Here is a 25708-nt window from a genome sequence, read left to right on the forward strand (position 1 = left end):
ACAAACAATGAAAAGACACGATAAGAGAGGAATGATCGAGATGACAACACCATTTCCGAAGGACTTTCTATGGGGCGGCGCTGTAGCCGCCAACCAGCTTGAAGGAGCTTATAATACGGACGGCAAGGGCTTGTCTGTTCAGGATGTAATGCCTCACGGGATCACAACGCCAAGAACAGAAGGACCTACGGAAGATAACCTGAAACTGATCGGTATCGATTTCTACAACCGTTACAAAGAGGATGTAAAACTGTTTGCCGAAATGGGCTTCAAAGTGTTCCGTACGTCCATTGCCTGGTCCCGGATCTTCCCTAAGGGCGACGAACTTGAGCCGAACGAGAAAGGTCTGCAATTCTACGATGACCTGTTCGATGAGTGCCACAAATACGGGATTGAACCGCTTGTAACGATCTCTCACTATGAGACACCGCTGCATCTGTCCAAAACGTATGACGGCTGGGTTAACCGCAAAATGATTGAGTTTTACGAGCGTTATGTAACGGTTCTGTTCAACCGGTTCAAAGGCAAAGTGAAATACTGGCTGACATTTAATGAAATCAACTCCATTTTGGAGGAGCCGTTCATGAGCGGCGGAATCTACACGCCAAAAGACCAATTGTCCAAGCAGGATCTGTATCAGGCGATTCACCATGAGTTGGTGGCAAGTGCACTGGCTGTTAAACTGGGTCATGAAATTATGCCGGAAGCCAAAATCGGCTGTATGGTTCTGAGTATGCCAACGTATCCGCTGACTCCTAATCCGGATGATGTGGTTGCAGCGATGCATGCAGAACAACGCAACGACATTTTTGCCGATATCCATGCACGTGGATACTATCCAAAATACATTAACCGTTATTTCAAGGCGAATAATATCAATATCAAGTTTGAAGAAGGCGATGCGGAAATCCTCAAGCATACGGTAGACTTTATCTCATTCAGCTACTATGTAAGTATCTGTGAGACAGGCGATCCGGAGAAACGCATTGAAGGAAAAGGAAACCTGTTTGCTGGTGTACAGAATCCGTACCTCAAAGCAAGTGAATGGGGCTGGCAGATCGATCCGCAAGGTCTCCGTGTGACGCTGAACAAATATTGGGATCGATATCAAAAACCATTGTTTATCGTTGAGAACGGACTGGGTGCCGTGGATGAGCTGATCACGGACGAGAACGGTAATAAAACGGTTAACGACGATTATCGCATTCAGTATCTGAATGACCACCTGGTGCAGGTTGGTGAAGCTATCGAAGATGGTGTCGAAGTTATGGGCTACACTTCATGGGGCTGTATTGACCTGGTCAGTGCATCGACTGCAGAGATGAAGAAACGTTACGGATTTATCTATGTGGACCGCAACAACGACGGAACAGGTTCCCTGGATCGTTATAAGAAAAAATCATTCCATTGGTACAAAGAAGTCATTAGTACGAATGGCGCAAGCCTGAAAGGCATTAACGAATAATAGTGGTTCTAAAGGCATGGTTGACAAGCATCTTCCTATGTCATAATTAGTCACATTAACCGCTTTCACAAAAACATTGTCATATAGATAATTATATGGTAAGATGGGCCTAAGGCTAATGAATAACTGGATTGTTACTGTTCAATCAGGCAAAACCAGAAGCAGGGCATGTTTCGTGACCTGCTTTGGTTTTGCCTTTTACTACTTTGACGGTGCAAGGTGATGTGAAGAAATGAAAATTGAGAAGGTGCTCAACAACAACGTAGTTACCGTGATTGATCCAGGCGGAAACGAACTGGTCGTCATGGGGCGGGGAATTGCCTTCAAAAAACATGCTGGTGAATCGATAGACGAAAGTCTCGTCGAAAAAATATTCTCGTTGGAAAGCAAGGAAGTATCGCAGAAACTGAAAACGCTTCTGTCCGATATTCCAGTTGAATATGTTGAATGCTCGGATGAAATTATTCGTTATGCGGAGACGGTGTTAGGTGAGAGATTGCATGAGAGCATCTATATTTCACTAACGGATCATATTCACTTTGCCATTGATCGACATCGTCAAGGATTGCAGATCCGTAATGCACTGTTTTGGGAGATCAAGCGCATGTACCGCAAGGAATATGCCATTGGACTAAAGGCACTTCAGATTATTGAAGAAACGCTGGGTGTACTGCTTCCCGAAGACGAATGCGCATTCATTGCCATGCATCTAGTCAATGCCCAGATGAACGGTGAGATGCGAGAAACCATCAGCATTACCAATATTGTCAAGGACATACTCAACATTGTAAGGCGCAGTTTTGTGATTGAACTGGATGAGGATTCGCTGAGCTATTATCGATTCTTAACCCATCTGAAGTTCTTTGCTCAACGTGTGCTGCAAGGTACAGCCATTGAAGACAAGGAAGAAGATAATCCGCTTCATGATCTGGTGAGTAAGCAGTACCCTGAAGCATATGCTTGTGCAGTCAAGATTAATGATTATACGCGCAAGATCTATAATCGGGTCTTGTCTAAGGAAGAAATACTGTATCTGACGATTCACATTGAGCGTGTTGTCAGAAATGAACAACCAATTGAATAATTTTGGGATTGTTACTGCTAAAAAGGCAAAACCTAAACGTTGAATAATGATAAGCTGAAACTGCTTTGTCATTATTCAGTGTTTAGGTTTTTTTTTAACCTTCATTACACATTAAAGGAGCAAAACACAATGGATAAACAACAATTGTCCAAAGATATTCTGAAATTGGTCGGTGGAGAAGAAAACATTGATCAAGTCACGCACTGTATGACAAGACTCAGATTTAATCTGAATGACAATGGAAAAGCAGACAAAGCGACTCTTAAAAATACACCGGGCGTTATGGGTGTTATGGAAAATGGTGGTCAATTCCAGGTCATTATCGGAAACGACGTGCCTGTGGTGTATAACGCGCTTGTAGGAAACATGTCCAAATCTCCAGAGGCCAAACCATCAACTTCAACAGAAGGCGGCAAAAAGAAAAATCCGCTGAGTGCCGTATTTGACTTTATTTCAGGTGTATTCACTCCAATCCTTCCAGCCATCACTGGCGCGGGTATGATCAAAGGGATCGTGGCCTTGCTGCTTACCTTTGGATGGATTGATGCAACAAGCTCAACATACATCATCTTGTCAGCCATCGGTGATGGAGCATTCTACTTCCTGCCAATCATTCTCGGGATTAGTACAGCTCGCAAACTCGGTAGTAATATGTACATTGGTGCGGCCGTTGGTGCATCGGTTATGCACCCAACCATTACGGCTTTGTTAGCACCGGGTGAGAATGTATCTTTCATCGGTTTGCCGGTTGTAGCTGCAACCTATGCATCATCGGTTATTCCAATTCTGATTGCAGTCTGGCTGGCGTCTTATGTGGAAAAGGCCATCGACAAGGTAACGCATGCTTCTCTTAAATTGATTGTTGTACCTACAGTAACTCTACTTATCATTGTTCCTGTAATGATGATTGCCGTAGGGCCATTAGGAGTTATTATCGGTAACGGCTTGACGGACGGTATTAACTGGTTGTTTAATAATGCTGGTTTGTTTGCAGGATTGCTTGTTGGTGGAGCGTTCTCACTCTTGATTATTACAGGAATGCACTATGCGCTCGTTCCAATCATGATCGGTTCCATTGCAACATTGGGATACGATTACTTGATTCCGCTCATGATGGTTGCTAACTTTGCACAAGCAGGTAGCGCTTTGGGTGTTTCTCTGAAATCCAAAAACAAACAAATCAAGTCCTTGTCTGCATCGACTGGTGTTACGGCACTTATGGGTATTACAGAACCAGCCATGTACGGGGTCAACATGCGATTCAAGAAACCATTTGTGGCAGCACTGATTGGTGCCGCAATTAGTGGAGCGTTCATCAGTTTCTTCCAAACCAAAGCTTATGTTATGGGTGGTCTAGCAGGTCTTTCAGGGATTCCGATGATCATCGGTCCGACATTTGTATATGCTCTGATCGGAATTGTCATTGCGGTTGTAGCTTCAGCAATTCTGACCTACATCCTCGGATTCGAAGATGTTCCAGAAGCGGTTCCAGCAGCAACGACTACAGCTTCAGCTGAGCCTGTTACACCAGTTGCAGCTGATGTAAACAGTTCCGCTTCCGCAGTATCTGCGATTGAAGAAGAAAAAGCCCAGGATCAAGAAGTATTCAGCCCGATGACAGGGGAAGTAAAACCGCTGAGCGAAGTACCAGACCCTGCATTCTCTGAAGAAATTATGGGTAAAGGTTTTGCAATTCAGCCGACTGAAGGTCGTGTGGTTTCCCCGATTAACGGAACGGTGTTCTCCTTGTCGAAGAGTGGACATGCCATTGGTCTGGTCAGCGACAACGGTGCAGAGATGCTGATCCACATCGGAATTGATACGGTGAAGCTGAAAGGCCAATTCTTCTCGCCTAAGGTTCAGGCGGGTGCAAAAGTTGCTGTGGGTGATGTATTGATGGAATTTGACCGTGAAGAAATCGAAAAAGCGGGTTATACAACCATTACACCAGTCATCGTCACAAACATGCATCAATATGAGTCGATTGTATCTGCAGGTCGTACTGCAATCAAAGAGCAAGAGCTGCTCTATACAGCCAAAGCCTAATCCATAAGAAACAGCAGAGTTTCCAACGTACTGGAGACCCTGCTGTTTTTTTTGTTTGTAGCTACTTGTTATGTGTTCATTGAAGCGTATCCGTTACTTCCGTGGAAAGTTCCTATCTGCTGTATTTCTATGGAAGCATCTCCCGCACCAATTGAACGAATTGCTGGGCTGGTTTGGACAGGTAACGATGATGAAGCCAGACGAGTGCCGAACCTACGGTGGAGTTCGGGTCCAGGATCCGATATATATGAAATGATTGTTCGTGATGAAGCTGCAGAACGGTCCCGGGCACGATGGAGTTCGCGAACCCCAGCCGGACCAGCTCTAGCAGCATGGCAACATCCGAGCATTCACCCATAATCGAAGGCTTCACCTGATGTTCACGGAACTTCTCGAGAATCAGTTCAAACATGCCGAGTCCTTCCGTGCTGGGAAGCAGGAGTGGGACTTCTGCCAACTGATCAAAGTAAGTACCGTTTTCGACCGTGGTTCCCAGGGGTTCCGAAGATATGTAGTAGAGCGGCTCCTGCGGCAGATGCAGCACTTCATAGTGTTTCGTTTTCACCGGCATGCGTACGCAGGCCAGTTCAATCAGTCCATCATCCAGCAGATGGCATAGCTGTGAGGATTCATTCTGTTGAATTTTGTAGGTCACTTGGGGATGGCTTGTACGAAACTGCTGGAGCGCCTTCGGGATCAGAGCATCGGAAATGGTATTCATGCCCAAGGATAGCTTGCCCCGGCTTCCGTAACGGAAGCTCTGCATCTCCATAACTGCTTCCTCCATATATTTGGTCATAGTGACGGCATAGTCATAGAAGCTTCTGCCGGCTTGCGTCAATTCCATCATGCGTCCTTTGCGTTCAAATAACGCTACGCCAAGCTCTTCTTCCATCAATTTTAATTGCTGGCTGAGTGGTGGCTGGGCCATGTGCAGCCTTCGGGCAGCTGCAGTGATTTGTTTTTCTTCGGCAATAGCAATAAAGTAGCGACACTGTTTGATATCCACTTGTTTTCACCCTCGTTGCAAGTATATGTATATCGTATAGTAAGCCAACAAAACATGTATTATTAATATACTATCCTCCTATGGTACCATACATTAGATTTACGCACCTAAATAGCAAAATTCGATCTCCATTGGAACGCTGATCCACAAGGTTAACAATGAATTGGAGGATGAAATGCATTGGTTAAGACAATACATGCGGCTGCTGAAGCTGGACATACAGATGAGGTGATCCGGTTCATTACACAAGGTGCCGGATTGAATGAACGGGATGCGCTTGGGCGGACCCCGCTAATGGCTGCAGTGCATGGCAACAAGGTACAGACCGTTAGCAGTTTGATTGATGCCGGAGCGGACATTAACATTCAGGATAATCGATTGGATAATCCATTGTTATACGCCAGTGCGGAGGGGCTCAGGGAGATTGTTGAGATGGCCGTAGCTGCAGGGGCTGATACCAGATTAACGAATCGTTTTGGCGGGACAGCACTGATTCCTGCTGCAGATCGGGGCCATGTGAACATTGTGGAATTCCTGCTGACTTGTACGGATGTGGATGTGAACCATGTCAACAATCTCGGCTGGACAGCTCTGCTGGAGGCCGTCATTCTGGGAGACGGTGGTTCCAGACATCAGCAGATCGTGGCATTGCTGCTGCAATATGGTGCTGATAGAGAGATCGCTGATCGGGATGGCGTTACCCCGCTAGCTCATGCCAGACGGAATCGTTATACCGAAATGGAACGGATGTTATCGAAGGGCTGAATGAAGGTGCCTAATTCTATATTGAGGCGCGAAAGGACAATAACAAAATCATGAACAGACATCAAGAGCATTTCATTACAAAATATATGGGTCAGACATCCTCGCTGGTCTTGGCGGGAATTCAGTGGTTCTTCTTCCTGTTTACCAATACGGTCGTGGTGCCATTATCCATTGGTCATAATTTTCAAATGACACCGGATGCCATTGCAGCATCCATGCAGCACGCTTTTCTGCTCACCGGAGCTGTGTGCATTCTGCAGGCTGTGTTCGGGCATCGGTACGCGGTCATGGACGGACCGTCCGGTCTGTGGTGGGGCTTGACCCTGAGCCTGACCGTCTCGGCATCTTCTGCCGGCATGAGTCTGGAGCGAATCGGGGGCGGACTTGCTGCCGGCTTCCTGCTCGCAGGGCTGACCATGATGGTTCTTGGCCGGTTGGGTGCTGCCCATGTGCTGCAGAAGCTGTTTACACCCATGGTCAAGAGCGCAATGTTGTTTCTCATGACGATTCAGCTGACCATGAATTTCTTCAAAGGCATGATCGGGTATACCGAATTCGGTACATTCAACCTGCCGGTTGCGGCTTTATCTGTAGCTATTGCGTTTTTGGTCGCCCTGATCCAGCTGAAGGGCAGAGGCAAACTTGGCAACTACTCCATCCTCATTGGTATTGTGACAGGCTGGATTGCCTACAGTTTTGTGTTTCCGGGCCAACACGCAGGGTTGTCGGGCAATTCTGGGGGGAGTTTGTTTACGCTGTTTCCTTGGGGGGCACCGACCTGGGAGCCAGGGATTGTCGTTACTGCGTTCTTCGTCGGATTGGTCAATATGACAAATTCAATTACAACATTAAGCACGGTCGAGAAAATATATGGAACACAGACGACAGACCAACAATATAAACGCTCCTATGTACTAACCGGATTGTTCAGCATGCTATCCGCATGTGTGGGTGTGCTGCCATTTGGTTTATTTGCTTCGTCCATCGGTTTTCTGGAAAGTACACGAATTTTGCGGCGTGCTGCTTTTATTATCGGGGCAGCCATGTTATGTATTTTGGGGCTCACCCCTTCAATAACTGCTTTTTTTGCGCAAATACCGCCGAGTGTAGGCAGTGCCGTGCTGTTTGTAGCCTATTTGCAAATGTTTGGAACGGCGCTCAGGACCATTGAAGGCACCACGTTTAATTCCAAAACGATCTACCGCGTGGCTCTGCCTGTGCTAACCGGAGTTGCCGTGATGAACATCCCTGCTGAAGCCTTTCAGGCATTACCGATTTACCTTATTCCGATTATCAGCAATGGTCTCGTGATCGGAGTTATGGTCTCGCTTATTCTGGAGAAAAGTGTGAACTGGTCCAAAATGGAGAGTGCTTCTACCGCGAGCAAAACCGTTACTTCACCATGATTCTTCCCTGTCCGGCAAGCATGCGCAGTTCTCTGGATAGGCGATCTTGGTTTCCATCCGGTATTTCTAGCTGAACGCCGTAATGCCAGGTTTCGTTCTCTTCGTTGCCCCAACGCAGCGTTCCTTCCAGATCTAAGGGATCTTCAAAAAGAAGCAGATTCATTCCGATCCGAATTTCATTGGACTCGACATGGAGGTTTAGCGGAAACGAAAGTTGGCATCCGGATCGGCTGATATCGATCAATTCGGCCTGAATGGGTTTATGCGGGGCAGAGACTCCGTTAATGCTGATAATGTAAATTTCAAACGTGATGGGTTCCTTCAATGTATAACGAAAAGGCTCTCTTCTAAGGTTGATTGACATAGTTTCCTCCACAAAGTTCAAAAGATTCATATTATGGTTATATCGTCAATTTGTACCCGAAAATGAAGAGATACAGCCCTGTTTGCATTGAAGGAGATCCAACACCATATCAGGTAAAAGTGAGCCCAATGCTCGCACTCGCAGACCGTGGATCATAGCTGGAATATATCGAGCCCCAGGGGAGCCTGTATTCCAGGTAGGGATAGGGTTTGGAGCGGTTAATTTGCGGTGCAGCGGCAATCTGTTCACGAAGCCACTCATCATGGGCCAGCTTGCGCTTCATCTCACCTGCCTCGGTCCAGTCATCCCATGAAGAGGGAAATTCACTGCCATCCAGTGCCAAACTGGCCTGAACCAGCCGGGCCTGATGGAAACACAAGGCGAGGTAAAATGCGTTGTCACCTGCAGCAGTATCTGATTTGAATCTGTACCACGTATACCCCGTAGTAAGTCTTTGAACCTCGGTGCTATTCTCCCTGTAAAACAAGCTTGCCTTCAATTCCTCTTCCGTAAGGCCAGAGTACAATTTCAAGCTATCGTGAACCTGAATGACGCCTCGTTCCCATCCATCCATATTACAATCCCTCACCCATTGCATTTTTTCACAAGTATAGCATACACAGATTTAGCCCCTGGGTTCCTTTAACCCCGATGCCCAGCTTGATATAATGGTTGGATACGGTTCTGATTCCTCACTTGGATCAGATGGGAAGGAGCGGATGAAATGCGGCAATTATCTTCTGAATTTCGGTATAAACTGGAGCAGCTCGGGACGGGAGCGGAACAGGAAACCGCCGAACAACTCCGTCAGCTTGGTCAATCCGGAGTGTATATCCTGATCCCTAGCCTGTTACGAATGATGGATGAGGACAGTACTGTCATCCGTCAGGCAGCGGAGCAGGCGATTGCTCGTTTGCTGGAAGCATGTCCAGTAACCGAGCTGGTTTGGCTGAATGAGCATGTTAGGGAATGGCGCCCCTCTCCCGTTATTTGGAAGCGGGTCGTGGAACGTGAGGTACATAGGATAGAACAGGCCAGTACAATTCGTTTATCCATGTTGACGATGCATTGGAGCGGATACATCAGAGAGGCTGCGGTTAGAAGAATGATCCGGGAGGATGAGTCCTATAGCTTTGCTTATTTGCTGCTTCGGTTGAATGACTGGGTGCCCGAAATTCGCCTTTTGGCGAGAGCGGCACTGGAACTTAAATTGAAGCCCGAGCATGCCAAGCTGTGGATGGAGAATATCATGCTTGTGGAGCGGCTTCGAATCTGTGGGCGGGATAATTTCGAGTCTTTTATCGAATCCGTACATCACCTGCTGCGTCAGAAGGAATGCCGATTTGTCATTCATACGGCGCGGGTATCTCCTGTAGCCAGCATTCGTCAGTTCGCATTTCGGATTTCGCTCGAAGCAGAGGGGACGGATGCGGGTATGATTATGGAGCAGGCTTTACGGGATGAGGAGCCTTCCATCCGGCGATGGGCAGCTCAGCGAGTAGATCGCATGTTGTCGGGCCAGAAGCTGAGAGAGGCCCTTCTTCACATGCAGCTGGACAGTGTGCCTTCAATCCGCCGGGAAGGTCTGGCTGTACTTGCCACCATGTATCCCGATGATGCGAAGGCAATCATAATCGACCGGCTTCTCGATTCGGACCTGTCTGTACGAGATACGGCACGGAGGTACGCCAAACCGTGGATGAAGGTGAGTTATGCGGAGTGGTATCTTGATGTCATCTGGAGCGAAGATCAAGACCATCTCGCTGCAGCCATTTCAGGTCTGGGAGAGACGGGGGACAAGACAGACGCAGAGGTGCTGTATGAATATGCGAAGCATCCATCGATTGCCGTACGAAAAGCAGTTATCCGCGGATTAATGCGGCTGGACGCTTCTTCATACGGAATGCATTTTGTACATTCGCTAAAAAGCCCGCAACCTGGCATTTCCCGGGAAGCCTGCCGTGCACTTATGCATCATCCCTATCTTATTCAGCCTGATGAAATGGCTGGTCTGTTGTCGGACCCTGATGCCCTGCCTCATGTCGTTCGCAATGTGCTGCGCATGATCTCCTCCATGAGCAGATGGAGTCAGCTTGGACTGCTGCTGCAGCAGCTTCCAGCAGCCAGGGAGGAATGGGTGAAGCGCGCAATTCAGCGCCAGTTGTACAACTGGGCCAGATACCCGAACCGCAGCAATGGCGGTAGAGTGTCCGCGGCAGAACGGGAACGCCTTCTCAAGCTGCTGTCGTTATGCGGGGAGGAACTGGATAACGATCTGCTGCATCGCTTGGAGTGGCTAATGCAATAAATATTCACGATCAGAGAGGAAGATGAAGGATGGAAGGGACATTTCAATTCGTTACGGGTACGGCAACCATGTGCCTGTACGATCTGGCTTCGTTAAAGCACCGTGTAGAAGAGCCATCGGACTGGTGGTCCATTCCCCAAGATGAACTGGCAGAGGTGAACGCAGGTCATTGTCTCTTTTTTAATCTGGGCGCGGATGGAATGTATGAGGTAGCATGGCGTGTAGATATATCGGAAACAGATGGTGAAATGCAAGAAATGCAAGGTGTTCAGGTGTTCCATCTGCAAGTTCCCTCCGGCAGCGTATTCTTGGGTGCAGCTGAAGATGTCAGTGGAGGCGAACTGGAGCCGAATGAGTCATGCGAAGGGATAACCTTGCCGCTCCAGCCTGGAAATGTGGCTTGCATGGTCTCAAGAGAAGGCAATCACATCTCGCTGACGATTCTACCAAGTGCTCAAGGGCACAACGAGCTGGATAGTCTGATCCGGATTTAAATATTTTTATAAGGATAGACAGGTCTCTAAGAACTGAAGAAAGTTGAGTGGGAGGGATTCACAGTGGTGAATTGGAATTACACATCGATCACAGATTCAGATACGCTGCACCATTATATGCGGATACTCGCTGCACTGGACATTATCATGTCGGAGGAAGAATGGCTTCGCGTACACCGCTATGAAGCAGAGCTGCAGCCTGGTGTGGCTTGGGGGAGTATCGATAACGGGGCAGGTGATCACCTGCATGTGTTGTTTACCGAGTCGGGTGCCTTAATCAAGGGATTCGACCATGAATCTCCACTAAGCCCCCACGCTCGTGAAGATGGCGAAGTCTATCCGGGCATGTATGATGAAGTGCCGGGGGCGTTGAAGGCAGTTCTGCAGGGTCACGAGGAAAGAATGGAACTCGATGATGTTACCTTTTGTATCTGGCAGGAAGGAAACGACCCGGAGTGGAAAACTGGAAGCTGGATTCAGCAAGCGTTAATGGAGGAAAGCGAAGACGACGCCACAGGCGGTGCCGATTTTTTGCTGGGCTATATTGAGGAAACGCCAGAGGCATTCGCTGATTGGGCGGAGGGCTATTATGAATCACATGAACTGCCGCTGTCTGCAATAGCTGAAGTCTATGAAGGAAAACCAGTAACGGCCAATTTGATCAAGCAGCTATGTCCTGAACGTAATGTGGAAGCGGCACTGAATGAGCTGCAACAACGTGGGTATATCGTGGAACGTAGATAATGGAGTAGAAGGAGACAAGCAGCCATGTACGAGCAGCAACTGAAACGCATACACGCGAAGTTAAAGAGTCTTCGAAGCCTGGACACAGATATGGACCTGTTTGGTGCAGAGAACCATGCGTATGAGATGGGGCGAGTATGGACACCGGAAGAGATCGCGGTGTTTGAACAGAATTGGAAGATTAAGCTGCCGGAGGAGTATCGGGCTTTTTTGCTGCATATTGGATCGGGTGGCGCAGGCCCATATTACGGACTGGAGAAGCCGGAAAACGGCGTGTATGCCGTAATTGGATATGATGATGTACTGAATGCTATCTCGGATCCATTTCTCCATATTGAGGCTTGGAACTGGGATTATGACTGGTATGATGACAGCAAGGAAGAAGAGGAGTGGGATGCGCTGGACCATGAATATTTGGATCCTAAATGGTCGGCGGGCCTGCTGCGCATAAGTGATTTTGGCTGCGGCATTTCCATGAATCTGGTCTTGAATGGACCATGCAGCGGGGAGATTTGGACCGATGATCGGGCGAATCGTAACGGTATTTATCCGGATCATTATTGGGGTAATACGGAACGTTTGCATTTTCTGGATTGGTATGAGTTATGGCTGGATCGTTCCCTTCGAGAATTGCATGAAGAATAGAGGATTCTCGATAGTGAAAAAAATGAGCTGGTTTGCATTGTTCTCCGTGCTAATCTTATATTTCTTATCGTTTTACTCATTATATTCCAATATGAATAATCAATGGTTAATCGTTCCGCCTGCCTATGTGCTGCTCGTTACTTCGATATTCGTTCTTGCTCTGGCTATACTTGGTTATAAAGATCGATCGAACAACTTTGCGAAGCTAAGAAGCTGGATCTCGGTGATTCTCTCCGCAGTCCTCATTTTCCTACTACTTGTTGTTGCATCATTTACTGCGATGTTCTCCGGATCAAAAGTAATACTCACGACGACACATTCGCCAGATCAGCACTATACACTAAAGTTCTATAAAACGGATGCGGGTGCAATGGGGACATTCGGTATTGTAGGGGAATTACAGGGAGCACTTTGGTTTCGGAAGGTTGTATATTCTGAGCGAAAGACGGATCAAGTCCATTTGGAATGGAGCAATAACCACACCGTTGTCATTAATGGCCGCCAAGTGAATTTATTGCAAGGGGAGACAAGGATTCCACAATAATATTTATTGAGGAATCCTACTGTCTATGTACCGCTTTGTAGCACAACACTTTAGATAGGTGATAACTATTTCATATGGTGAAAGTACTAATTTGACTTTACATAATAAAATGGGGTTTATAGATAAACTGTACGATGATCTTCAGGAAGCAGAGCGAGATATGATCGAGTTGTAAATAAAATAGGATTGGTAGTAGGTAACGTGATCCACTTGAATGAACCAATTAGCCTGTCTTGTGCGTCACAGCGTATAAGCAGGCTTATTTTCGTTTGTCAATATAATATGGAAGTATATTATTTTGGAAGTCATATAAAATTTCAAATTTAGAATACCGATATACATCATGTAGCGCTTATTTCATGTTTATGAAGTTAATTTGTACTATGCTACAGCGCGGGGGGGGTTGCGGATTGCGTATAAGCAGGACCATAGACCAATGGAATGTAGTACAGAGTTGCCCTACAACACCACATTTACCTAGATAAAGGACGGGGAACGTATGAATCGGTATGATGAAATTATTTGGAAGAGGAACAAGCTAATCAATATCATTTTGTGGCTTATAGTTGCGATTGGTTTGGGCTTGATCTTTTTGCTTCCTAAGCTGGTTGTTTCCAGTAGCATAGCCATTTTATTTGCGGGTTGGGTTACATATGCTAATGTGAAACGAAAACACATTCATTTAATTCCTTGGCTGATCACACTGATCATTACAATATGTGGGGTCTACATTGGTTGGGGAGCTGTCAATTTTTCGTTAAGTCTGGTCTTAACTGCAATACTTCTGCTGTATCCGAACAAAAAGTTTTTTATGATTGGATTTTTCATATCACTCGCAAATAGTGTTCTTCAGTTATTTGTTATAAATACAGAAAATACGATAGACTTGATTGGGAATATTGTTAACGTGGGCATGTTCGCCCTTACTGGAGCCATCCTGATGTTAGTCTCCCATTTAAATCAAAGACTTTTCCTGGACAGCGAAGTCCGCTGGCAGGAAGTAGAGCAATCCAAACAAAGAGTAGAGACCATGATGGAACGTGTCAAAGCTTCGGTGGAAGGCCTGTCTCTCTATACGGATCAACTGAAGCAAAAAGTTGACGCGACTGGGTCCATTACAAATGAAGTGACGCTTGGATTCAGTGAAGTGGCCAAAGGCGTGGAGTTCCAGGCGACCAGCGTAGCGGAAATTTCGGAATCCCTCTCCCTGTCGGATCATCATATCCGTGATGTTGCTTCCTACTCGTCTCAAATGAAAGAACTGTCCGCCAGTATGGCATCCAGCACGGAAACGGGAAGTGCACAGATGGACCATCTGAATGTGCAGATGCAGGAACTCTATGAGACGATTGATACCACGGCTTCCGATATGAGAAAGTTCAATGAGGAAAGTGAAGCGATGTCCCTGATGTTGAACAGTATCTCGGATATTGCGAACCAGACCAACCTGCTTGCACTCAATGCTGCGATCGAAGCCGCTCGTGCAGGTGAACATGGACGCGGATTTGCGGTGGTTTCGGAGGAAGTTCGCAAGCTGGCGGAGCACTCTGGTCAGTCGGCAAATGACATTGGCACCATTTTGACCCGGTTAAAAGGGCAGACTCAGGCGTTGACGGATCGCTTCGAACGCATTCGCCTTGCTCTTCAAGAAGGAAGAGACAGCGTGCAAACTGCAGAAGTTGTTTTCCGTACCATTAATAGCAATTCCCAGGAAGTGCTGAACCAGGCCATGGATATTGAGAGCAGTTCCGCAACGATGAAGGAATCCTCCACTAAAGTGGTGAATGAGGTTTCCGAGATTTCTAGTGTAACTCAGCAATCCAGTGCCGCTACGGAAGAGATTCTTGCCAGTATGGAGGAGCAGCGCAGCCTGACTCAGAAGATGGTGGACAGCTTCGGTGAGCTGGAACAACTGATTCTGAACCTGAATGAGCTGGTTTCAGATCATCAGATGTCTTCTTCTGTCACTGAAGAGAAGGCTGGTGATCGTCCTTCACCGAGTGTGGCACCGATGGATACGCTGTCAGCTTAGAGGCAGGTTAACCTTTAGTAGAAAATGTAGAGTCCGCCCGAACGTTCGTCGTGGGGCGGGCTTTTTTGCTGCCAAGTGGTGACTTGAACCCCGTGTATATCTCCTTTACAGTGTAAATGTAGAATGTGAAGTACAAGGAGGAGAATGGTTAATGAATTGGCTTGAAATCAGTAAGTCCAAAGATGTGAAACAAGCTTGCGAAGCAGTACATAGCCTGGATATCAATGAGCGGGATGAACGGAGACGTACACCGCTTATGCTTTTTCTGACGTATCGCATGCCAGCTGAGGCCATTAAATGTCTGTTAGAACAGCAAGCAGACTTGGATGCTGAGGACAAACTCGGCGATACCGCTCTAAAAAAAGCTGTGAAGTTCAAGCAGATCGAAGCCATCCAGCTCTTGCTTGAATATGGGGTGAAGCTGGACTCTACATATGGAATTCAGGCGACGGCCTGGAATGCAGCTAGACGGGATCCGGCCATTGCAGATATGCTGCTCGGTACCACGGGATCGGTAAGACTTCGGCTGACCCAGGCGGAGAAAGCAATCGTGGATGAGATTTTGTACGAAGAATCTTCAGAGAAGGCAGCCGCGAAGATCCGTGAGCTGGATTCAGCTGTACTTCTGCATGCTGTGGTGGACGGGTACAACTGGGATGACAGTCCCGCACCTATGCTGGCTGCTTGTGAACATCCTGCTTGTGCCGAGATCACGCTGCTGGACATGGTAGAGCTGCTGGATGCCGATTATTGGCTGGAGATGGACGAAGATGAAGTGAACCAAAGCGAAGATGGACCCGGTTATCGCCGGCTTGCCGAGCTATTAAGAGTGAAGTGTCCAACAGAATCCCCCGAATGAAGTGAAGAATACAAAACAAGAGCATGGTCTGTAAGCAACTAGAGATGCTCTTTTTTTCATTGTGTTAAATAACGGTTATCCTAGGCGTACACCTAGTCTGTCTCCATATTCATCGGTCCATGATGGGACTGGAAAAAATGCAAAGAGGACTGAATCACCTCGTCTTCAATAGACGAAACTTGAGCTAGGTTGTATTCCAGCAGCCTGAATAAATAACCGTTGATGTCTTCTGCGTAATAACCGACACCTTTCTGGTAAAATCCGTCCTTCGATGTCGTCACATATAATGCTGTTCGGTGGTTATCCCCCTCTGATCCGACATCATTCCATTGGTCAAAAGCCATAGGTTCATAGACCGTGAAACCCTGTTCATCTGCCCAGTCGGCCTGATCGGGGAAATAAGTCCCAATGTTGTTTATGGCACAGCCTTGGCAGGCCCAGGCATTATCCGAATAATGCAGGTTCTCTGCTATATTATCTGGATTCGTCAGCGTGAGTCCATATGAACCGTTCGCACCTACGCTTCCCGAAGCTTTCCAGCCTGCTGGCGCTAATAACAGGTAGCCGCCTTGCATGTCTGGTCGATACACGAGTACAGCTTGCAGCTTTTCTTTCAGTTCCGGCGAGAGTTCGTAACTCATCTCCGGAATTCGGGGAGGTGCAGATCGGATATAACTTCGATCGCTGTCCATGCTGAGATCTGCTTCCGTCAACTGCAGAGGCAATGCAATTTTACTCCCATCATTTCCTGGGAAAACGATTGTTTTCCCCGTCGATTGAACAGGTGCTGAATCCTGTGGAATCCCTCCTAGAGCAGGTGCCGATGCATAGCCGTTTCCCCAGGTGCTAAACCCGATATGCATTCCACATGTAAGCAGAGGTACGACAGCGATTGCAGTGAACCATCCTATTCTGCGGCGACGGGGCTTGGCGGATGGACGTTGTTCCACGTTTTTCTCCATTCCTCGCTCAACTCCTTATCCGATAATTCAATAGCTTAGCGTCCGGCTCGTTGCAGACTTGATTTGGGTAGCAGATATTGAGATACCAAGTGTATTCACCGCTGTTCCTCCGTGTCACATCGATCATCCATGCTCGGCAAGCTGTACCTCGAAGCCGTCCGGATCAGCGATGTAAAGGAAACGCAGATGGGGGTTGGGCTGGACGGGGCCACGAACAATAGGAATATTCAGTGCTGCCAGCCGTTCCATAGCTTCTTCCAACGAGCTCACCTCATAGCCGATTGACACGCCAGATTCTTCTTTTACGATGGATTCGCTGCCCTCAATCAGTTCCAGCATGGTTTCATTTTCAGTGCCCAGCATGGCAATCTGCCGTCCACGGCTTTCGAATTGGCGCTGTATGGGGAGCCCGAGCATGCCGTGGTAGAACCCGAGCGAGGCTTCCAAATTGCGTACCCGCAGCGTGATCCAGTTTAGTTTGATTAACATGGGTGAATCTCTCCTTTTGTCTCCCATTTATAAATGTCACATCCATTATACGATAAGCGCGGAGGGGAGCCTACTTCCTATCAACAAACAACAAAATAGCTGCCGAAATATTCGGCAGCCTAATGGTTTAATTCCAGGTAAACCGCTGTAAAGCTCCTGTGGTTTTTATATTATTCTCGTTTCGTTACAGGCAATCTTGCGAATTATTGGATCAGATCCACTGCACCTTGCGGTACAAATGCGTCAACGCCGTTGTATACAATCACGCCTTCCAGCGCAGTCTTTTTGCCGTTAACCAGCGCAATGTTTTTGTAGATATGCAGTTCTACTTTTGTGTTGCCTTTAGTAACCAGAATCTTAGGATTTTTGGCATCCGTCAGATCCAGCTTGTACGTTGCACCCTTGGCAGTGAATGCTTGTTTGGCAGGAACAAACAGTTGTTTGCTCACGCTGTCCAGATCCAGATCCAGTACGCGTGCCATGTATTTAGCCACATCGGTGTTGTCGATCACGCCGAATGGACGGTCATTGTTCGGTGCATACGTATACAGCACGACATCTCCACCTGTGTGACCACCAGTCGTCCAGCCGATGCCTGCGCGTTTGCTAATCATTGGCCCGATTGCGTAGTTGAGGCTGCCCGGCTCGGCTGCCTTAATTGTGGCAATCTCCTCGGATGTCAGGTCGGAAATGCCATAGTATTGTTTCATAACAGCTTTGATGTTGGTACGTTTGGCATTCAGCTTTGCTTCCACACCTTCACCTGTCAGCTTGGCCTTTTTCAAAGGTCCGATAAATGTGGACAATGGTTCCTTGTCATACGTGCCACTTGTTGCATTGTTACCAATGGTAAGTCCGCCGTTACCATGGTCCGTTACCGCCACGACAGCTGTCTCACCATCTGCTTTGGCAAAATCCATGGCTACTTTTACGGCATCGTCAAATGCCAGCACGTCACTGATAATTCCAATTGGATCGTTGGCATGAGCTGCCCAGTCCACTTTGCTGCCTTCAACCATCAGGAAGAAGCCGTCTTCGTCTTTGGAAAGAACATCAATAGCTTTGGATGTCATTTCAGCAAGGCTTGGCTGCTTGGCAGGGTCACGGTCCATATCATAAGCCATGCTTGCAGGTGCGAACATTCCCCACAGCTTGCCGGAGTCCGAGGCTTTCATGGCAGCCGGTGTGGTCACGTAATCGTAACCGAGTGCCTTGATGGAAGAGACCAGATTCTCACCATCTTTGCGGCCCGCTGGCTCGAGGTAGCGACTTCCGCCGCCGAGAACAACGTCCAGGCCGTTATATACTTGCTGTTTGCTGAGCGCATCGTAATTTTTGCGATCTGGATAGTGGGCAGAGAAGTCTGCCGGCGTAGCGTGCATAATTTCGGAGGTGGCGATAATGCCGGTTGCCTTACCTGCCAGTTTGGATGCTTCCAGCACGGAAGCAATCGGTTTTTTGGCGTCTCCAGGCGCAATAGCCTTCTGTCCAGGCATGGTTGCCTTGTCTGGCAGTACGCCTACATACCCTGTATGTGATTTATAACCTGTAGCAAAAGCCGTTCCCGCAGGAGCCGAGTCCGCAATCGGAGCATCCGCGGAGTGTGTGCGAACCATACCGCTTGCCATCGAATCCAAAGTCAGGGAAGACCCTTTGTACCAGCGGGCCAGTGCAGTAGCGTCGTTAGCCATGCCGTCCGGAATCAGGATAATGACATTTTTGATCGGTGATGATGATGCAGGTGTAGCAGTGTCCTCTACAGCCCACGCAGCGCTGCTTCCTCCCAGCGTAGCTGTAACAACTGTCGTAACCGCGAGCATCATTTTGGCCGCACGGGCATTGAACCGGTTTAACATGAATGCATCCTCCTAAAATAGATATGTATAGTTTGGTACCCCAAAACCAGTGTATACAACAATTGCTAAACGAACGTAAGAAATGGGTTAACTAAATGTAAAATTTACGATTACGAAGCATAATCAGGAATGAGAGGGTGTGAGCAATGGCTGAGATGAAGAGGTTTACAGCGGAACCTCAGTTCGGTATGATTTTTGTATTAAACGATGTTGCGTTGGACAAGGGGATGTGAGTGCATGTACCGAATCGGAATTGTAGGACCGAAGCCGTCCATTGAGCGGACCATGCGTGCTGTGGAGGGGCAGAATCTGGAGGCTTACTTTGAATTGTATCCCTATGAACACGCACGCGAGACGGGCGAGATTATTACGAGGAACCGCGAGAATGTGCATGGATGGGTGTTTACGGGTCCCATTCCTTATCTGGCAGCCCAGGACGTCTTGCATGAAAAAGAACATGCCATCTACTGCCCGCCTACCGGGGCCAGCTTGTACAAAGCCATGCTGCAAGCCATTTATACACTAGATAATCCGGTGAAGGAAATCTCCATTGATATGACGGGGAATGAAAGCTGGGGGCTGATGGACAGTCTCGAGGAATTGAACTTCTCAGATGAACAATTACGAAAATACGTTTTTTCCACCGATTACGATGTCGAAGATATGATCCAATTCCACGTTCGTCACTGGGAGGAGGGGCAGACCAAGGCAGCCATTACCTGTCTGTACGCTGTATATGAAGGATTACTCCAGAGAGGGGTCCCTGTCTTCAAAATTGATTCCACCAAGCTGGAGACGGTTCAGGCGGTACGAATGCTGATTGAGCAGATTCGCAGCTCCGCATTCAAGGACAGCCAGATTGGCGTGTTAATGGTCGAGATTGACCGGTGGCATGAAGCTGGTGAACAATCGACGGAACGGTATCAGCTGCAGCATATGGAGCTCAAGATCAAAGGCATCCTGCTGCGTCATTGTGAACAAATCGATGGTTCCCTTCATCAGGATGGTACAGGACGATACCTGATGTATGGTTCCAGGGGCGGAATGGCCCGCAACATGGAATCGCTGCACACGACGATGCATCAGCTTGAGCTGGATACGGATCTGCTTTCATTTGCGGGGATCGGGTTCGGTGAGACGGCATTTGATGCGGAACGTCATGCCCGCAAGGCGATCCAATATGCCAAGGACGATGAAGTCGGACGTGTGATTGTCTATGAGACGGATGGTAGCATTGTGGAGGCAGCGGGCGAGGAGCAGGAGTTATCTTATGAGATGTATTCAAGTGACACCGAATTGCTCGAACAGTTGAACAAGGCAGGGGTAAGCATTCGTACATTTCAGAAATTAAAGGCATACATACGCCGGATGGGCAGAGAAGAATTTACGGCCAGTGAACTGGCATCGGGATTATCAATGACCATCAGGCACGTACAACGTATTCTGGGCAGTCTTACGGCATTTTCCTTGGCTGAGATTACGGGAAATGAGCTGAATACCCGCAGAGGACGGCCGAGTAACCGATATCGACTGCTGCGTTAGATTTTCGAACATTGAGGCAGAATAAGGATACCGATTATGCAACCTTAGTTCTCATGTCCATGAGGAGTGGACATGATGAACCTGTTTGCAGATCGGTATTTTTTATTTTAGTGTCAAAATACATAACATAAGTATTGAGTTTTCGGTGGAGTTAATTATATAATGTCCTAAAATTACGACATTTTCGTTAAATGTACGTTAATATCACAGTCAGGGGGTATTTGCATGGTGAAAGCGGAAAGGCAGGAGAGTACAGGACTTTTTGGTTGGGTAGAGAAAGTGGGGAACAAGCTCCCCAATCCGTTTTTATTGTTTATCTATCTCATTGTCGCCCTGATGATTGCTACACTTGTACTGTCATTCTTTAACGCGACAGCACATAACCCGATTGATGGGGAAAAGGTACAGGTCAAAAACCTGCTGAGCCGAGAGGGGATTCAGTGGCTGCTGCCGAATGTGGTAAAGAACTTTGCAGATTTTAAACCGCTTGCTTCGATTTTGGCATTGGTACTCGGAATTGGTTTGGCTGAGAAAGTAGGTCTCCTGGAAGCGGTTATGCGCAAAATGGCTGTTCGGGTACCCGCCCGCTATGCCAGCTATCTTGTCATTTTCATTGCATTCTTCAGTCATGTGTCCTCGGATGCAGCGCTTGTGATCATGCCTCCGCTCGGAGCATTGATTTTTCTCGCTGTAGGCAGACATCCGATTGCCGGATTGATCGCAGCCATTGCCGGAGTTGGCGCTGGTTTCACCGCAAATATGCTGATTGTGACTACGGACGTACTGTTGTCAGGCATTAGTACCGAAATTGCCGCCTCGGTAGATCCGAGTGTGGGTGTTACGGTCTTGGATAACTGGTACTTCATGTCTGCCTCTGTCATTGTGTTGACGTTGGTCGCAGGGTTTATGACAGACAAATTCCTGGAACCGCGCCTTGGCACATATGAAGGAGAACGTGTATACAAGCTGGAAGCCCCAACACCTGAAGAAAACCGGGCACTGCGCGCAGCCGGTATTGCCGCCCTTCTTTTTATCGCTGTCATCGCGTTTATGGTGGTGCCTTCAAATGGCATTCTTCGCAACCCGGAAACAGGCAGTGTAATGGGTTCGCCTTTCCTTGCAGGGATTGTGCCTGTCATTTTGCTGTTCTTCTTCACCGTGGCACTGACTTATGGCATTAAACTGAAAGTGATTCGGAATCAGAATGATTTGCCGAAATTGCTCATTGAACCGATCAAAACGATGGCAGGATTTATCGTGATGGTCTTCCCGCTATCCCAATTCGTGGCCATGTTCAACTGGAGCAATATGGGTAAATTTCTGGCACTCACCATTACGGATTTGCTTGAAAAAACAGGGATTAACGGTATTCCGGTTGTGATTGGACTGATCTTCCTGTCTGCACTGCTGACGATGTTTATTGCAAGCGGATCTGCGATCTGGTCCATACTGGCTCCTGTGTTTATCCCGATGATGATGCTGCTTGGGTTCCATCCAGCGTTTACTCAAGTCATTTTCCGGGTATCCGATTCGGTTATTATTCCACTCGCTCCGGTATCGCCTTTTGTACCATTGTTCGTCGGATTTTTGCAGGAATACCGCAAGGATGCCAAGCTCGGAACGTATTATTCCTTGATATTGCCATATTCCATTGCCTTCTTCTCCGTCTGGGTTGTTATGGTTATTCTCTGGTACGTCTTCAACCTTCCACTTGGGCCGGGAGTTCATGCAAGATTGTAGAAGCTAGACAATACAGGAAATGAAGAGAGTAGAGAGAGGGGAACCAATATGATCGACATTATCGCGCTTCGCAGAGAGCTGCATCAATATCCCGAATTGGGATTCACTGAATTTCGAACCGCGACCAAAGTTGTACAGATGTTAACAACGTTAGGTTATCGTGTTACCTATGGAAAAGATGCCATTGATGATGCATCCCGGCGGGGGCTGCCCAAACCGGAAGTACTGGAAGATGCCTATCAGCGTGCTCTTCAGGAAGGAGCAGAGCCCGCTATCGTGGAACAGATGCGCGGCGGATTTACGGCTGTTGTAGCCGAGCTGGATGGAATTCAGGAAGGGCCGACAACTGCCTTTCGCTTTGACATGGATGCACTGCCGATTCGTGAAAGCATGCAGAACAAGCATGTGCCACAGTCGGGGCAGTTCCGCTCAACTCATGAAGGCATCATGCATGCATGTGCACACGATGGTCATACCAGCATTGGTCTCGCACTGGCAGAACGGTTAAGTGACCGGCAGTTTCCGGGGAAAGTCCGGCTGCTGTTCCAGCCTGCCGAGGAGGGGGTGCGCGGTGCGTACGCCATGGTAGAAAAAGGCATGCTGGATCAGGTCGACCGCCTCTTCTGCATGCATCTGGGCACCGATGTACCGTCCGGTCATGTCAAAGGGGCCTCCGCTGGTTTCCTGGCAACGACGAAGCTGGAAGCGCACTTTACCGGGGTATCCTCTCATGCGGGAGCTTCACCTGAAGAAGGACGGAATGCGCTGCTTGGTGCAGCGACAGCCATGCTTAACATTCATGCCCTGCCAAGATTCAGTACAGCCGATACACGGATCAATGTGGGCATTTTGGAAGGGGGAACTGGCGCGAACATCATCGCCGAGCACGCTCGTATGGTGATTGAGACGCGTTCTACGAAGGAGGAAACGAATCATGAACTGGAGCGGCGTGTTCGTCAGATTCTGGAGCATAGCGCAGCCATGCATGAGTTACGTGTTACGGTTGAAATTGTAGGCGGAGCGATTCCGATAAGGTGTGATATGGAACTTGCGGAACTTGCCGTGAAGAAGGCAGAAGGAATCTCCGGAATAAGGCATGCCGAAGCAATCTCGGATGGCGCTGCCTTGGGAAGCGAGGATGCAAGTTATATGATAAAACGCGTGCAGGAGCAGGGTGGACTTGCCACGTATATGATTGTAGGCAGCGATCTGCCTGCACCCCATCACCATCCAGAATTTGATATCGATGAAGCTGTCCTCGCTCCGGCAGTGGAATGGTTGGAGAGATTGGCTCGGAACGTTTAAAGTTTCAGAGATTGGCATGTCCAAGAAGTATCATAAAGGCAAAGATGCCATAATGGTGAAGGTTAACGAGGAATTGCCTGAAGAGGCATACGGGCTGCTATCAGAAAAAAATACTTACAGGCCGTTTTTTTCTGGTAGTAACCCGGTTCGAAGCTACCCGGCGGCTTGATTCGTGATGAACGTCAGATTACAAGAAAGGGACAGGAGAGCACAGCTCTCTTGTCCTTTTGAATTTCACGAACTCGGTACCCCAGCGGCTGGCACAGCTGCCTACTGCGTACCTATTCTATTTTTTCTCAAAAAAGCTAAGTGTACCCGTGCTCTCATCCGCACTGACAAATACGCTGCGGCCGTTAACCCGGTGGATTCCTTCCGGTGACTCACCAGCTGTCGGAATCAGTCCCAGATAGACCGGGTTTACCGGGTCAGCCAGATCGAAGAACAAAATGGCATCAGCCCGTTCGGAGGCTACGGCAGCATAGGTTGTGCCGTCTACGGTGGATACCGTCAGGTTCTCGACTTCACTGCCTTTGTTGGGACTGCGGTCATCCGGGTATAAACCAACCTTCGCGGTTGCTTCATCGATCAGGTTCTGGCTGTCGTATACCCGCTTGCCCTGCAGATCCCAGACGGCGATATTGCGTCCGCCTGCTTTGACGCCATCATCAAACTCATCTTTGCCCAAGTCGCCTTCATTGGCAGTCAGCAGGTATTTGCCATCTGCAGAGAACGCAATACCGTCTGGCTCATAGCGAGCAGTCAGGCTTTCGGTGAACTGAACGACACCATCATCGTTCAAATCCGCTTGGTGTGAGGTAGTACCGAGGGAGAAGATGGAGCTGATCTGTTTCGTTTGCAGGTCGATGATGGCAATGACGTTGTTCTCCTGCAATGTAACAGCTGCGGTTTTGCTGTCCGGGCTAATGGCAACATACTCAGGTTGCGGGTCGTGCGGATAGCTTGCGCCGGTCACATCTTCCAGAGACACAGGCAGGTTGGTTACCTCTCCTTCAAGGACGTTTCCGCCGGTAAACGATACAATCATGATGCTGCCTGGGCGTTTTGCATTGGGGTAATCGATCTCGTCTGCAGCTTTGTTAAGTTCCTCATCTTCAATCGCAATCACGGCGTGTAGTCCGTCAGGGGACAATGCAATGGAGTCTGGCCCGATGCCAAGCTCATACGTCTTCACGGTTTTGTAGGTTGCAAGATCAACAATCGCCAGCAGTCCCTTGTTCGCTTCGGTATCTGTATCACCTGTACGAATAACGGCGAGGCCGTATTTGCCGTCCTGGGATACCGTTACGCTGGTTACTTCGGCTTTGGCAGAGAGGTTATGGAAGCTGACGGTTTTCAGAACATTAACGTTGTTCAAGTCAGCAATATCCAGCACAGAAATGCTGCCATTGTCGGCTTCAGTAACGAGGAGGCGCTGACCGTCCGGAGTAGAGGCAGCGATTTCGGCTTTGCCACCTGGCATCTGGAAAGCAGCTGTCTGTTCGAACCCGGTTTTATTTTGGCTCAGAATTACTTGATCCGTAATCCATTTCAGTGTTTGTGGAGAAACGTATGTCGTTCCTTTCGTAACATAACTTTTGCTGTCCAGCTGTGTTTGCACACCGTTAATGGTAGCTGTAGCTGTTCCGACCGGGAGTTGCACTCGGACTTCTCCCAACTGGATGTCGGCACTGCGACTGCTGCTGTCCCATGTAATCGTTCCCTGCATATTTTGGATGGCTGTTCGTAGTACGACATGATTATTAGCAGATTCAGATGCGCTGGCTGCATTAACCATTGATGTGTAGCTGGTTGCTCCTGCGCCGAGTATAGCTGTCATGGACAAAACGGCGAGCCATTGATTTCTCTTTTTCAAAGTTCCAGATCCCCTTTATCGTTTCATGGTTGATAGTATGTATAATTGCTTTAGTATAGGGGCGAATTGTTAAGCCAAAGTTAGCGAATCAGAGCATTTGTGTAAAACATGCCGTGCTTTATATCCAAGTGAAAAAGCCTACTGGCAGAGCTGAGCTCTGTCCAATAGGCTTTACT

22 protein-coding genes are annotated in these 25708 nt (G+C 48.1%); 15 read left to right on the plus strand and 7 right to left on the minus strand.

The window, feature by feature from the left end; all coding sequences use genetic code 11:
* Window positions 1–40 precede the first annotated feature (40 nt).
* From ABGV42_RS23070 to ABGV42_RS23080, 3 genes are all read left to right on the plus strand, one after another.
* Window positions 41–1465, plus strand: coding sequence for a glycoside hydrolase family 1 protein (locus tag ABGV42_RS23070; protein WP_431523671.1), 1425 nt, complete (start codon window positions 41–43; stop codon window positions 1463–1465).
* Between the two features lie 232 nt (window positions 1466–1697).
* The gene (licT, locus tag ABGV42_RS23075; protein ID WP_347383856.1) at window positions 1698–2549 is read left to right on the plus strand and encodes a BglG family transcription antiterminator LicT; all 852 of its coding nucleotides are present in this window, start codon (window positions 1698–1700) and stop codon (window positions 2547–2549) included.
* Between the two features lie 129 nt (window positions 2550–2678).
* A complete protein-coding gene (locus ABGV42_RS23080; protein ID WP_347383857.1) occupies window positions 2679–4595 on the plus strand; it encodes a beta-glucoside-specific PTS transporter subunit IIABC in 1917 nt (638 codons plus the stop codon).
* A 127-nt stretch (window positions 4596–4722) separates the two neighbouring features.
* Here ABGV42_RS23080 and ABGV42_RS23085 read toward each other — a convergent pair whose 3' ends face one another.
* Entirely contained in the window at window positions 4723–5604 is an 882-nt protein-coding gene (locus ABGV42_RS23085) for a LysR family transcriptional regulator (RefSeq protein ID WP_347383858.1), read from the minus strand.
* Window positions 5605–5784: 180 nt separating this feature from the next.
* On the opposite strand from ABGV42_RS23085, the gene ABGV42_RS23090 reads away from it, so the two are divergent.
* Together ABGV42_RS23090 and ABGV42_RS23095 are read left to right on the plus strand one after the other, a co-directional pair.
* Entirely contained in the window at window positions 5785–6369 is a 585-nt protein-coding gene (locus ABGV42_RS23090) for an ankyrin repeat domain-containing protein (RefSeq protein ID WP_347383859.1), read from the plus strand.
* 50 nt (window positions 6370–6419) lie between these two features.
* Complete coding sequence (locus ABGV42_RS23095; RefSeq protein WP_347383860.1) at window positions 6420–7775, plus strand: uracil/xanthine transporter; 1356 nt, start codon at window positions 6420–6422, stop codon at window positions 7773–7775.
* Here the strand turns inward: ABGV42_RS23095 and ABGV42_RS23100 are convergent.
* Together ABGV42_RS23100 and ABGV42_RS23105 are read right to left on the minus strand one after the other, a co-directional pair.
* On the minus strand, window positions 7762–8139 hold the full coding sequence (locus ABGV42_RS23100) for a PilZ domain-containing protein (protein ID WP_347383861.1): 378 nt from the start codon (window positions 8137–8139) through the stop codon (window positions 7762–7764). The two genes, ABGV42_RS23095 and ABGV42_RS23100, sit on opposite strands and share 14 nt — an antisense overlap.
* Window positions 8140–8248: 109 nt before the next feature.
* Window positions 8249–8713: a hypothetical protein gene (locus tag ABGV42_RS23105; RefSeq protein ID WP_347383862.1), complete on the minus strand. Its 465-nt coding sequence runs from the start codon at window positions 8711–8713 to the stop codon at window positions 8249–8251.
* A gap of 150 nt (window positions 8714–8863) precedes the next feature.
* Here ABGV42_RS23105 and ABGV42_RS23110 point away from each other — a divergent pair, with 150 nt between their 5' ends.
* The 7 genes from ABGV42_RS23110 (at window position 8864) to ABGV42_RS23140 (ending at window position 15765) form a co-directional block, all read left to right on the plus strand.
* Entirely contained in the window at window positions 8864–10447 is a 1584-nt protein-coding gene (locus ABGV42_RS23110; RefSeq protein WP_347383863.1) for a HEAT repeat domain-containing protein, read from the plus strand.
* Window positions 10448–10476: 29 nt separating this feature from the next.
* Complete coding sequence (locus ABGV42_RS23115) at window positions 10477–10941, plus strand: DUF6386 family protein (protein WP_347383864.1); 465 nt, start codon at window positions 10477–10479, stop codon at window positions 10939–10941.
* Between the two features lie 63 nt (window positions 10942–11004).
* Complete coding sequence (locus ABGV42_RS23120; RefSeq protein ID WP_347383865.1) at window positions 11005–11685, plus strand: hypothetical protein; 681 nt, start codon at window positions 11005–11007, stop codon at window positions 11683–11685.
* 24 nt (window positions 11686–11709) lie between these two features.
* On the plus strand, window positions 11710–12330 hold the full coding sequence (locus ABGV42_RS23125) for an SMI1/KNR4 family protein (protein WP_347383866.1): 621 nt from the start codon (window positions 11710–11712) through the stop codon (window positions 12328–12330).
* 22 nt (window positions 12331–12352) lie between these two features.
* Window positions 12353–12874 (plus strand): DUF5412 family protein, encoded by a 522-nt coding sequence (locus ABGV42_RS23130; protein ID WP_347384472.1) that lies wholly within the window; start codon window positions 12353–12355, stop codon window positions 12872–12874.
* 499 nt (window positions 12875–13373) lie between these two features.
* Complete coding sequence (locus ABGV42_RS23135; protein WP_347383867.1) at window positions 13374–14906, plus strand: methyl-accepting chemotaxis protein; 1533 nt, start codon at window positions 13374–13376, stop codon at window positions 14904–14906.
* A 151-nt stretch (window positions 14907–15057) separates the two neighbouring features.
* Entirely contained in the window at window positions 15058–15765 is a 708-nt protein-coding gene (locus ABGV42_RS23140; protein WP_347383868.1) for a DUF4274 domain-containing protein, read from the plus strand.
* 92 nt (window positions 15766–15857) lie between these two features.
* Here the strand turns inward: ABGV42_RS23140 and ABGV42_RS23145 are convergent, their stop codons facing one another.
* From ABGV42_RS23145 to ABGV42_RS23155, 3 genes are all read right to left on the minus strand, one after another.
* Window positions 15858–16727, minus strand: a complete 870-nt coding sequence (locus ABGV42_RS23145) for a DUF4850 domain-containing protein (RefSeq protein ID WP_347383869.1) — start codon at window positions 16725–16727, stop codon at window positions 15858–15860.
* A gap of 123 nt (window positions 16728–16850) precedes the next feature.
* Window positions 16851–17216, minus strand: coding sequence for a VOC family protein (locus tag ABGV42_RS23150; protein ID WP_347383870.1), 366 nt, complete (start codon window positions 17214–17216; stop codon window positions 16851–16853).
* 203 nt (window positions 17217–17419) lie between these two features.
* A complete protein-coding gene (locus ABGV42_RS23155; protein WP_347383871.1) occupies window positions 17420–19072 on the minus strand; it encodes an alkaline phosphatase in 1653 nt (550 codons plus the stop codon).
* A gap of 237 nt (window positions 19073–19309) precedes the next feature.
* Between ABGV42_RS23155 and ABGV42_RS23160 the strand changes: the two genes are divergently transcribed.
* The 3 genes from ABGV42_RS23160 (at window position 19310) to ABGV42_RS23170 (ending at window position 23659) form a co-directional block, all read left to right on the plus strand.
* Entirely contained in the window at window positions 19310–20614 is a 1305-nt protein-coding gene (locus ABGV42_RS23160) for a hypothetical protein (protein ID WP_347383872.1), read from the plus strand.
* A gap of 225 nt (window positions 20615–20839) precedes the next feature.
* A complete protein-coding gene (locus tag ABGV42_RS23165) occupies window positions 20840–22354 on the plus strand; it encodes an AbgT family transporter (protein WP_347383873.1) in 1515 nt (504 codons plus the stop codon).
* A 48-nt stretch (window positions 22355–22402) separates the two neighbouring features.
* Window positions 22403–23659 carry an amidohydrolase gene (locus tag ABGV42_RS23170; RefSeq protein WP_347383874.1) on the plus strand — a complete coding sequence of 419 codons (1257 nt, stop codon included), beginning with the start codon at window positions 22403–22405 and terminating at the stop codon, window positions 23657–23659.
* Window positions 23660–23945: 286 nt separating this feature from the next.
* Here the strand turns inward: ABGV42_RS23170 and ABGV42_RS23175 are convergent, their stop codons facing one another.
* Window positions 23946–25532, minus strand: coding sequence for a choice-of-anchor I domain-containing protein (locus tag ABGV42_RS23175; RefSeq protein WP_347383875.1), 1587 nt, complete (start codon window positions 25530–25532; stop codon window positions 23946–23948).
* Window positions 25533–25708 lie beyond the last annotated feature (176 nt).

The organism is Paenibacillus pabuli (genome assembly GCF_039831995.1).
GTDB lineage: Bacteria > Bacillota > Bacilli > Paenibacillales > Paenibacillaceae > Paenibacillus > Paenibacillus pabuli_C.